At 56.6% G+C, this 11,118-nt stretch carries 8 protein-coding genes and 1 pseudogene; 7 read left to right on the top strand and 2 right to left on the bottom strand.

Going from position 1 to position 11,118, the window contains the following annotated elements:
- The coding region (locus ACEW8Q_RS08585) for a hypothetical protein (protein ID WP_373503637.1) at positions 1-237 on the top strand (237 nt) is incomplete at its 5' end.
- 140 nt (positions 238-377) lie between these two features.
- Here the strand turns inward: ACEW8Q_RS08585 and ACEW8Q_RS08580 are convergent.
- Positions 378-1,430 carry a calcium-binding protein gene (locus tag ACEW8Q_RS08580; protein WP_373503636.1) on the bottom strand — a complete coding sequence of 351 codons (1,053 nt, stop codon included), beginning with the start codon at positions 1,428-1,430 and terminating at the stop codon, positions 378-380.
- 128 nt (positions 1,431-1,558) lie between these two features.
- Here ACEW8Q_RS08580 and ACEW8Q_RS08575 point away from each other — a divergent pair, with 128 nt between their 5' ends.
- A complete protein-coding gene (locus tag ACEW8Q_RS08575; RefSeq protein WP_373503635.1) occupies positions 1,559-2,236 on the top strand; it encodes an NUDIX domain-containing protein in 678 nt (225 codons plus the stop codon).
- Between the two features lie 83 nt (positions 2,237-2,319).
- Positions 2,320-4,227 (top strand): beta strand repeat-containing protein, encoded by a 1,908-nt coding sequence (locus ACEW8Q_RS08570; protein WP_373503634.1) that lies wholly within the window; start codon positions 2,320-2,322, stop codon positions 4,225-4,227.
- A 317-nt stretch (positions 4,228-4,544) separates the two neighbouring features.
- Here the strand turns inward: ACEW8Q_RS08570 and ACEW8Q_RS08565 are convergent, their stop codons facing one another.
- Complete coding sequence (locus tag ACEW8Q_RS08565) at positions 4,545-6,389, bottom strand: putative bifunctional diguanylate cyclase/phosphodiesterase (protein WP_373503633.1); 1,845 nt, start codon at positions 6,387-6,389, stop codon at positions 4,545-4,547.
- Positions 6,390-6,684: 295 nt separating this feature from the next.
- Here ACEW8Q_RS08565 and ACEW8Q_RS08560 point away from each other — a divergent pair, with 295 nt between their 5' ends.
- The 4 genes and pseudogenes from ACEW8Q_RS08560 to ACEW8Q_RS08545 form a co-directional block, all read left to right on the top strand.
- Positions 6,685-8,847, top strand: coding sequence for an EAL domain-containing protein (locus ACEW8Q_RS08560; protein WP_373503632.1), 2,163 nt, complete (start codon positions 6,685-6,687; stop codon positions 8,845-8,847).
- A 143-nt stretch (positions 8,848-8,990) separates the two neighbouring features.
- A complete protein-coding gene (locus tag ACEW8Q_RS08555) occupies positions 8,991-9,251 on the top strand; it encodes a hypothetical protein (RefSeq protein ID WP_373503631.1) in 261 nt (86 codons plus the stop codon).
- An 84-nt stretch (positions 9,252-9,335) separates the two neighbouring features.
- On the top strand, positions 9,336-9,692 hold the full coding sequence (locus ACEW8Q_RS08550) for a hypothetical protein (protein ID WP_373503630.1): 357 nt from the start codon (positions 9,336-9,338) through the stop codon (positions 9,690-9,692).
- Positions 9,693-10,562: 870 nt separating this feature from the next.
- A pseudogene (locus ACEW8Q_RS08545) lies at positions 10,563-10,966 on the top strand (transposase); the annotation flags it as partial.
- Positions 10,967-11,118 lie beyond the last annotated feature (152 nt).

Raw genomic sequence — 11,118 nt, 5'->3', positions numbered from 1 at the left:
ACTGGCAAGCGCCTCGATAGACGTGGTAGCTTTCTTCATGGTGTTGCTCTCCATTCAGGATTGAACACCCCGAGCCTACGGCTCGAGGAGAGCAACGCCAACCTCACTCCAATTTTCTACATTGAGCGGGACATCCCCCTTTCGACAACTCCGACGGATTGCTCGCCCTCCTCCTTCAACGCACGCCGCCCCTTTGACGAACTCTCAAACGCGCCAAAGCCGTGGGAGTTCGATTGAGCCGCGACCATCAGCATGCGTCTGGAAGACTCGCCCAGGTTTGACTCTGGCCAATCAGAGCGGCTTCGTCTCTAAACGATGCTTCCTGTACCAGGCCCCAGTACCGGGCCGCGCTCATATGGGCAAAGTCTATCAACCCATCAGAGGAAGCTGAAATCGGCAGATGTAAGCGAGATCGGCTGATCTCCGTGCACGTCGATCGACTGGCCGCCGATGACAAGGATGACATGATCTGTCCCGTTTCCTGCGATCGCGAAATCGGCGAAAGAAGGCGCTTTGGCATTGCTCAGCGGAATGATGTCCAATCCGTCCTTGAAGTCTGTGACCTTAACCTGGCCGAAGGTCCGGCCTGAGAATACGAACACGTCACGTCCGTCACCGCCCGCCAGCAGGTCATTGCCGTTGCCTCCGTCAAGAATGTCCTTGCCCGTGCCGTCGTCCAGAGTGTCATTGCCTGCATCGCCATCAATTCGGTCGGCACCATCTTGACCAGAAATCATATCCGATCCGCCGCCACCTCTCATCCTGTCCACCCCCGATCCTCCAGTCAACGTGTCGTCGCCGCCACGGCCGGCGAAGAAGTTTTGACCGCCACCTGCGAGGAAGACATTGTTCGCATCATCGCCCTTGAGCACGTTGCCGCCGGCATCACTGCCAATGAAGCCTTCAATATTGTTGAACTGGTCGGCTGCTACCAGGTCGGAGAAGAAGCCCAGAGCGAGGTCGATGTTTATACTGTCGCCGCCCCGGTAGGCGGCAAGGTCTAGGCCGTCACCGCCATCGAGTACGTCTCGGCCTGCACCGCCTTCAAGAATGTCATCGCCGGCATTGCCGCGCAGGCTGTTGTCGTCTGCCGCGCCGGCCAGATCATCGCCACTGGCCGAGCCAAGCACAACTTCGATTCCTGTCAGAGTATCGCCTTCTGCATCGCCGCCTTTGCCGATACCCGCCACAAGGTTGACCGTGACGCACGCTGTCGAGCCCTCGTAGTCGACCGTGTCAATGCCGACTCCGCCAAGCAGCGCATCAGAGCCGCCAAGACCGATCAGCGTGTCATTTCCGCCGCTGCCGTCGAGACGGCTGTCACCTGCATCACCGGTCAGGCGGTCTTGCCCGGCGGATCCGGTCAGATTTTCGATGTCAAAAAGTGTACCTGAAGTCCACGGCGGCCAGTGTCGATCTGCGCGCGGCAACGCTTTCCGGTTTCGACGTTCTGGTGCTCGACGGTCCCGGAAACCAGACGCTTCAAAGGGGTGGTGGGTTCAGGGCTTAAGTGTTAACTACACACTTAGAGAAACCACATAGTGTTGTCAATAAACTAATGCCAAAGCCGACCTTTTGCTATGACTACCCCCGCCCGGCGGTCACCACTGACATCTGCCTCTTCACCGTAGTGGACGACGAACTCCGCATCCTGCTGATCAATCGGGGAGCCGAGCCCTTCAAAGGCCTGTGGGCGCTACCGGGCGGGTTCCTTCAGGAGACCGAGACACTCGACGAGTGCGCGGCCCGGGAACTCCTTGAAGTGACTGGCGTCAAAAGTGCCCATCTCGAGGCCTTTGCCACGTTCAGCGACCCCCACCGTGATCCCAGAGGCCGCACCATTACTGCCGCCTATCTGGCGCTTGTTCCGGCAGGCGATCACATCCTTCAATCAGGCTCCGATGCCGAGGACGCCAGGTGGCACCCGGTCAGGCGGCTGCCAAAGCTCTCCTTCGATCACAGGGACATCATCACGGCGGGACGCCAGGCACTCATCGCGAAACTTGATCAGGAACCACTGGCCATCGCCCTGCTCCCACCTGGCTTCTCCCTCACCCAGATCCAGAAAGTCTACGAAGCCGTCGAAGGCCAGCCTCTTGATAAGCGCAACTTCCGCCGCTCCATTCTGGCCAAGGGATGGATCGTGGAAACAGGCGAGTTCGAGCGCGGCAGGCAAAGGCCGGCGATGCTGTATACTCACCAACCATCTGGCCAAGCGCGAGAAGGCCAAGGCTAAAACCTGAGACTATCTCACGTTGACCACGGCTGCCACTTGTGGAACTCTTCATCGGCAAGTTGCAAGCCACTGGAGCATTTCGCATGGCAAGTATTCCACTTACTGAGAATGACGATGTTTACGCCGCGCTGAACAGCGGCGACCGGATCTTCGGGCTTGGCGGCAATGATGTGCTGACGGCCCATTTTGGCGGCAGTGAACTCTACGGCGGCGATGGCGACGACACGCTGAGCGGAAGCTCGGGGGGCGATGTCCTTCAGGGCGACGACACGAACAACTCCGATGGCTTGAATGTCCTCAATGGCTTTGGCGGAGATGATTTCATCCTGTCCAACTCCCATCGCGACAAGGTCAATGCCGGGGGAGGCAATGATACGGTCGAAGTATGGGACCTCGGCGCGGGCCAGATCGTGCAGGGCGGCGTTGGCGAGGACCAGCTCAGTATAATGGGTCTGCAGACCCAGACAGGAATCGTTCTCGACTTCAGCTCGTCATTCACCATCACGAAGGGCGCGACTGACCTTGCCACCTATAAGGATTTCGAAAGCCTGCTGTTTGTGGGCGGGCAATTCCGGTACAATGTCTCGGCGAGCGCGAAGGCCGACACGCTTATCCTCAACAACCAGAACAGTATCACCTTCCTGGCAGGATCGCTTGATGGCCGGGGCGGCGGCGACCAGATCAATGTCAGTGGCGTCACCAGCGATGCCGTTCAACAGGTCGATGGTGGCACTGGCAACGATCAGTTGCGCTGGAGCCAGGGAAGCTCGTCGATTACCGACCTGACAGTCGGCGGCGGCAGCATGTCGGATGAAGATGGCGAGTTCCTAGCCTTCCAGTCCATCGAAAGGCTGGTCGTCAACGCCGGCAATATCCTTGGCCACTTTAATTTCACGGGCCTGGCCGGGGCTGACACTGTGAGTTTCAGCGGTTTGACCGCGTTCATCAACTCGGCTGGAGGCGACGACTCGATCGGTGTTGGTTCAGGCACCGCAACCGTTCAGGCGGGTGCGGGCAACGACAGTATCAGCACCGTGACAAATGCCGCTGCGCTTGTGAACATTTCCTGCGGATCCGGCGATGACGTGGTGACCAACGGCTCTGGTGGAACGATCTCGGGTGGAGCCGGGGCTGACCAGCTGAGCACCGTCTACAATGGCGCTTCGCTCTTCGGCGGGGCCGATAACGACGCCCTGACGAGGCAGGCCAGTTTCATCGATACCGCATCGAGTTCTGCGATTATTGACGGCGGCGGCGGCATCGATACCTTGACGATCAAGTTCAACATCGTCGGCACTGCGATCACAGCCGACTTCTCCAGAGCATCGACCACACTTTATGACGGCTCAAGGATTCTGGGCTGCGAAATCGTCAATTACACCGGCGGGTATGGTGTCGATAGGATCACGTCTTCGGCACATAACCTTGGTGCCAGTGTCAACATCGTGCAGGGCGGAAGCGGCAATGACATACTCAAAGCCGCGAATGCAGGTGCAACGCTGGACGGCGGCTACGGCGACGACAAGCTGACAGGCGGCGCCGGCAACGACATTCTGAGCGGCGGTTTCGGTGGCAATGATACCCTGACTGGTGGTGCTGGCGATGACCAGATGACAGGCAGCAGCGGCAAGGATTCAATGCGCGGAGGCCTTGGTGCTGACCACTTTGCTTACGCCTATTGGGGGGACTCCGGTACGACGGCCCTGACGCGCGACGTGATCTTGGATTTCAGGCGAGATCAAGGAGACAAGATTGACCTTTCGGGTATTGATGCCATCAACGCCACGGTGGGCGTAAATGACGGTTTCACATTTGCAGGCTCGGCTTTTTCCAATGCTGCCGGCCAACTGATCTTCCAGAAGTTCGACAACGCCGGAACTGCCGATGACTACACCTTGGTCAGTGGCGACATCACCGGTGGGGGTGCTGCGAACTTTACCATTGAAGTGAACGGCCTCGTAAATTTCACGGCCGGTGATTTCATCCTGTGACGGCAAGCACACTGGCTTGGAGTTGGAAAAGGTAGCCGCTCATACTGGTTTGTCGCTGCGGAGCATGAAACGAATCTCTCAAATCGCAAGACCGGCCTCATCGCCTTCGGGTCCCGCATTTGCGATTCCGGAGCTGGCACAGCGGCAATTTGGATCTCAGAACACACGGCTCGGATCTAGCCGATAACTACTCAATTCTTCGATGATCTGAAGAGCCTCCTAGCAGTTTGCGAGCAGGTGGTCATGTAGAGAAAGTCATCGCAGAGCAGGCTGTTGCAGCCCTTCCTTCATCAATTGAGTCGATTTACGTTCACAACTCACGCTGCGTGCGATCCTCTTGCTCTCTCTTTCACAATGCCTCTCCGCAACTCTTGTACCGCCAAGTCAGTGACGACGTCAGCAAACGGCATTGGTCTCGAGAACAGGTAGCCTTGCAAGTACTCGCAACCTTCCCTTCTCAACGCTTCAGCTTGCGCCTCAGTCTCAATTCCTTCCGCGATTACATCGATGCCAATTTCGCGTGCAATGCCAATGACGCCGCGAACAATGGCAAGATTGACGGGCATAGTACCAATTCCAGCGACAAATGATCGATCGATCTTCACTTCTGTGAAAGCAAATCGCTGCAAATGACTGAGTGAACTGTAGCCGGTTCCGAAGTCGTCCAGTGCCAATCCCACGCCCAAGAGAAGCAAGTCTTCAATCACCCGAGCCGCGTTGGACTCTCCACCAAGAATGGCGGTTTCTGTGACTTCCAGGACGAGGCGGCCAGGAGCCAGACCGGTCGCATCGAGTGAGCCCTTCACGGCATCAACGATACTTAACGAGCGGAGTTGACTAGGAGAGACATTGACAGAAATTTGACAATCTTCTGGGAAAAAAACTGCTTGTTCGCAAGCCCTGCGTATAGCCCACGCCCCCAATGCCGTCATCAAACCAGCTTCTTCTGCCACTGGCAGGAATTCACCGGGAGGTAGCAGGCCTCTTGACGGATGCATCCATCGTATCAGCGCCTCATAGCCCCGGACGCGGCCACTACTCGAATTTACAATGGGCTGATAATGCAAGTCTAGCGTATCGTCGTAGATTGCTGCCTTGAGTTCAAGTTCCAGCTTCTTTCGCTTTGCTTGAAGTGCCTTCATCTCGGGATTGAAGACATAGAAGCCGTTGCGGCCACCTTTCTTGACTTCATAGAGCGCCAAATCTGCGCTATTGAGAAGATCCTTGGCGCCGCTGGCATGCGTCGGGCTGATTGCTGCGCCTACACTTGCACCCACGACAATGTCTTGCCCTTCAATCGCGATGGGCGCAGCCAGTGATCTTACGATTGCGGCTGCAATTGCTCTGATTTCTGCTTCGCCTTGAAACTGTTGCACCAGGATTGCAAATTCGTCTCCGCCCAGACGACCGATGGTTGCCTTGAACCCGTTGGTTGACTTTCGCAATCTTTTGACAGCGACCTTCAGGACCATGTCGCCTGAACTGTGACCGAAGATGTCGTTGACGGCCTTGAACTTGTCGAGATCCACTGTCAGCAAGGCAACCAACCCCTGGTCCGGCGAAACTGCGTCATGCAATGCCTTCATGAAGCCAAATCGACTGGCGGCACCGGTGAGCGCATCAGTATTTGCCTGCCTTTCGATCTCGGCCGTAGCTTGGACACGCTCGGTGGCATCCTGAATCGTCCCCTCTATGTAAAGAGGCGTCCCATCCTTGTCGCGGACATACCAGGCATTCTCCGCAATCCATGCTTTTTCCCGGGTCCGATGACGGTAAACCTCTGACACCATATCCCGGACGTATCCCTGAAGCTCAAGTTGATGCTGGAAATACTTGGCGCGGTCGGGATCGACGTACCAGCTCCCTCCATGTTTCTTCACGGCTGCAAGATGGTCGGCCTCACTGTCATACCCGTTGAAGGTACAAAGCGCCCGATTCGCTCGAATGGGTTTGCCATCCAGAAAATCGAGATAGATCCCACAGATCGCGTTGTCGAAGAGGCTTTGAAATTCTATGTCCGCGCGCGGACTCTGGGTGCTCCGGTGATCGCTCTCACCGTAGGGGCGACTGAACATCCGTTGAGATGTGTTGTGTGTCGGGTCGTCGCCCGCCAATGAAGACGCATGGGAAGCAACTAGCATCTGCTCGATAGTCTTCAGCATTGGCTCACCTGGCCTCACGCTGACAACTAGCCTTTGAAGCTTTAAACTTCATTTATACTGGCGCAACAATTTGCCCGTTGAGTGTCTGAGGGCTTGCCGCGAGCAGGCGAACACGGTTGTGGTCGTTCCGCTTCCGGCATGGCACCGTCATCGACGGCTTGCACTCTGGAGTGTTCAATTGCAACAAAATCATTAGCGAGGTGGAAGTCAGATATTCCTTTCGTCAGTCGCCTTTAACTCGGGCTTTAACCCTGAGGGTCCCAAGTCAGCGGACCAATTATCAGTGGTGTATCACGTGCGCCGTACGGACCAACCGAAGATCACACTCGTTCTCTTGATCGCATTACCTGTTGCAGTTGCGGCATTGGGCATGTTCTGGACTTCATTCAGCATGCTGGAGGGCATATCGCAGAGCGTCAACAAACAGGAGGCAACGAGGACTTGGCAGACAGTCCGATCTGCATTTTCTGCCGCTGAAGAACGACTGGCCGGTACAGTGACGGACAATGCCCACTGGGACGATGCGGCTAGTCAAACCTATGGTCCAATAGACGAGAAGTGGATCTACGACACTTGGGGTTATGCCACGACGGACGTCAATTATGATACGATGTTCATTGTCGATGCACAGGGAAATCGCATCAGCGCATACCGGAATGACATCATTTTAAATGACTCTGCCGAAGCATACTTTGGCAAGACACTCGATCAAATCCTCAGCACCCTGCCTATGGACAACTCGACATTCCAGGTTGTGAGTACGCTGGCGAACACGCCGAATGGTCTTGCGATCATGGCGGCAGCGCCGATATTGCCAACGAGCCAAGGTGTCAAGATTCCAGCCCAGTCCCCGAACGTCCTGATACTCGCAAAGTCCCTTTCCGGGGACATGTTGGGAAGGATGGGCGAACAGTATGTTGTTGACGGGCTTGGAATTCTGCCACTGAGCACACCAACCGAGAGCGCCAATGTTCTACACGACCACTGGGGCAATCCGGTAGCAATGGCGTCGTGGGAGGCCCGTCATCCGGGCGATGCCGCTCGCCAATCCTATTATTTCAGCGCTCTCGCGTCGATCCTGGCCTTGGTCGGGGTGATGATCCCGATTTCCTTGGTGCATGTCCGCACCATGAGCAGAATGGATACAAATGAGAAGCAGGCCCAATATGCCGCCCGGCGCGATGCGCTTTCCGGCCTGCCGAACCGCGTCAGTCTGCTGGACGACCTGACCAAAGCCCTGGCAGTCGCGAAGTCGTCGGAGCTGGCTTTGATCTTCATCGATCTTGATGGGTTCAAAGCCGTCAACGATGCCTACGATCACGAAACGGGAGACCGGCTGATTCAGGCCGTTGCTGCTGGATTGTCCAGCCTCGTGATGGGTCAGGGCACTTTGGCTCGCTTGGGTGGCGACGAGTTTGCCGTATTGGTCAGCGGCGAGGATGCCGCAGGGCGAGCAGAGGTAATCGCGGGCGCTGTCCTTGCTTTCGTGAAGGAGCCATTTGACATCTCCGGTCGCATTGCGAACATCGGTGCCAGCATAGGCATTGCAGAACTCGGTGATGAACCCCTCGAGCCTGCGGAGCTCATGCGCCGCGCGGACATCGCAATGTATGATGCGAAAGATGGGGGCCGCAATCGCTGCCGCCGCTTTAACGGCACGCTCGATATCAAGCGTAGCGAGGACGTATCGATCGCGAATGAACTCAGGGACTTCATTGCTCGTGGCGAGTTCGATGTTGCCTACCAACCCATGGTCGAGTCGGGCACCCGTGAGATTTTTGGCGTCGAAGCACTGGCTCGTTGGCCCAAGTCCTCACACCGCACTCTTACGCCCGATCAGTTCATCCCAATTGCCGAAGAACATGGTCTGATCGATGGACTGAGCGCATTAATCTTCCGGATCGCATGCCGCGATACTGCCCAGTGGCAGGACCTACGTCTCGCCGTCAACATATCACCAGTTCAGATCAACAATGCCAGTCTCGTCTCTGACATCAAGCGGATCGCGGCCGAAAATGGCCTGCCGCTCAACCGGCTAGAAATCGAATTCACTGAATCAGTTCTGATCAAAAACCCCAAACGCGCCAAGCGAGCCATCGAGGAACTCCAGCAATCTGGTGTGACTGTCGCGCTTGATGACTTTGGCACAGGCTACGCAAGTGTCGGCTACCTGCGCGACTATGCCTTCGACAAGATCAAACTCGACCGTTCACTGACCCAGGCAATACTGAGAGATCCTGCCACACAGCAGGTCGTTCAGGGGACAATCCTTATTGCCAGAGGGCTTTCCGCTGATATCATTGCTGAGGGAGTGGAGACCGAGGAAGAGGCTCAGATCATGAGACTCGCGGGCTGTCATCAGCTTCAAGGGTTCTATTTCGGTGAACCCGGAGCAGCTCAGGGCTTGGGCAAGATCGCAAGCCAGAAGTATGTCACTCTCCTGCAAATACCTGCCTAGCCCGATCTATTCACCAGTACAGAGATTGTCAGTAGACTGATTAGTATGCGGCAATTGAGGCACAAGCGATTGCCGCCTCAAGTGGCGTTGTGGATTTCTGGGGTTTGAATTCGCTGGAGTTGACGTTCTGGGATGGCATGGCCATGCACATTGCTGCAGGCTGGGTCTGGGCCGGTAAGGCCATGCAGGCCGGTGCCGTCGTCTACATCACGGCGGAAGGTGCCACGGGTTTCAAGAAGCGCATGGTGGCCTACCGGCAGAACCTGAAGCCGGAAGCCACGGTGCCCTTCTATGTGATCGCCAGTGCCCCGGACCTGGGGAATGCTGATGGCGACGCCGCCGAGATCATCCAGCGGATATGCTGGGGCGGCCGGTTTAAGAGGCTGAGCCGGCCGCCTTCTTGATATCTTTGCCTACGGGAGAATGGCGCTAGCTGATGACCTAAAATCGGTTAACGCAGCGCAAACGTTTGCGTGCGAAAATCCCTCATGGTTCAAGAATACCATCTGCGTCTCGGCAACATCATAGTTGAATTGTATCAGGCATTGGCGCTGCAGAAGTTTGCTCGGCCTGTGGACGCACTGTCGGAAGCCGAAACTGTAGAGATAGCCGATTGGGCAGGCGTAGTGCTTGAAGACTGGCACGAAGGCCACGAATTCGAAGAGAGGCTCTTTGATAATCCGGTGCTGATCCGGACTCTGTTGGTGATGTATTCTGATGCGATTTCAACCTGTCATGCTGCTATGGCAGCGCCTGCAGGAATAGAAGGTTGCGCGAAACAGCCCATTCAGCGAGAGCCTGGACGTCAGGAGGTACGCCGGAATGACCAGACGACGGGTCACTGATCAATCTCGGTAACATGATCACAGTTTGCGGTCGTCTCGGGCAGCAACGGCGAAACATCACGGCTTTGGCCGGCTGATGATGACGCATGCCAAGGCTTGATCTTGCCAATGTTGCCAATTAGCGCAAAACTCACTGTCGCCAGTCCGGTCATGTGGTGGATGTCGATCTCGGGGAGAGATTACTCGAATCCAACGGAATAACCGGGATTCTACACCTTCGAATTTTGGGAGGTTTACTTGGGTCACGCTCGAATGAACATCTTGGCCAGGGCAGCGACTGAGTCCAGGGCTGGCGCTGAACTTGTTCCATCACCGGCCGACACCTGTTTAGAAGTACCTCCGCCCAACACGATCGAACTTCGCCGGGTGCTGCGGGCCGTGAAGACGCTATGCCGCGATGACGTATCCGCCTGGAAAGCCCGGGAGTTGTGGCAGCCGGCCTATGAGGGGGGCCCCATGCTCTTCGATCAGTACCAGGCCCTTCTGCTGGCGGCTATCAAAGGCGATGTACCGCGTTCCATCCGCCGCGTCCGTGCGTCGAGGCCGATTGGAAGCCGCATCCATAAGATCGTTGAAGCGCTTCTTGCTTTGGGAGGTCTCAAGCCACCTGCCTGAAGGTCGCGCACGTCATCCTGCGTCTGTGAGGCATGGGCTGCCGTGGCAGGCGATCTATCGGCGGCGCGTCTCAATGGTCCCCCGTCAACTATTCCCAACCCCTTGATTTGTGAGTCTGACTGCGATCTTCCGAGATTTCGATTTGGCACGATTGCATGGGGAGGACAGTGGTTTCCTGGCAAGTTCATTTTGCGGTTCACCAGCGGCGAGAAGCGTGATTCACTGCGGCTGAGAGGCCAGTTGGGAGAGTCGCGGATGTTGCCACGCGAGCGCCGTGAGACGGGAACGCAGGACCTTTTCCGATCCCGTCTGGACCAGATCATCAACATGAACCACGAACTCGTGCGGCTGGCGAAGACGGTGTCATGGGAGACGATCGAAGCCAGGTGCAGTGAGGTCTACAGCGATGGGCCCGGCATGCCGCGGCTGCCGACCCGGCTGATGGCGGGTCGGCGATCCTTAAGCACACGTTCAATCTCTCGGACGAGGAACTCAGCGCCCGCTGGGTGGAGAACCCCTATTTCCAGTTCTTCTGCGGCGAGGAGTTCTTCTTCCATGAGCTTCCCTTTGACCGGTCGTCCCTCACACGCTGGCGGCAGCGTATGGATGAGGAACGGATCGCCGTCCTGCTGCAGGAGAGCCTGGCCGTCGTGGTCAGAGGGTGAAACAACGTATCCCTTCGCTAGCGGCCGCCTGGCATTGATTTCGATGTTGGAGATAGTTGTCTGAAGAGTGGCGCGATGATCGTGTCCACTATCTGATGATGGACACCATTTGTGATGTCGGTTGGCAATGACGGTGATTTTGCGCC

The organism is Aestuariivirga sp. (assembly GCF_041738905.1).
Taxonomy (GTDB): domain Bacteria; phylum Pseudomonadota; class Alphaproteobacteria; order Rhizobiales; family Aestuariivirgaceae; genus Aestuariivirga.
The sequence above is the reverse complement of the archived record's forward strand: the minus strand, read 5'-3'. Positions and strand labels throughout refer to the sequence as shown.

What these genes read in the sequence shown, in the direction of transcription:
- ACEW8Q_RS08570 (WP_373503634.1), top strand. Translation starts at nt 2,320, where the DNA reads ATGGCAAGTATTCCACTTACTGAGAATGACGATGTTTACGCCGCGCTG.
- ACEW8Q_RS08550 (WP_373503630.1), top strand. Translation starts at nt 9,336, where the DNA reads ATGGTTCAAGAATACCATCTGCGTCTCGGCAACATCATAGTTGAATTG.
- ACEW8Q_RS08575 (WP_373503635.1), top strand. Translation starts at nt 1,559, where the DNA reads ATGCCAAAGCCGACCTTTTGCTATGACTACCCCCGCCCGGCGGTCACC.
- ACEW8Q_RS08565 (WP_373503633.1), bottom strand. Translation starts at nt 6,389, where the DNA reads ATGCTGAAGACTATCGAGCAGATGCTAGTTGCTTCCCATGCGTCTTCA.
- ACEW8Q_RS08555 (WP_373503631.1), top strand. Translation starts at nt 8,991, where the DNA reads ATGCACATTGCTGCAGGCTGGGTCTGGGCCGGTAAGGCCATGCAGGCC.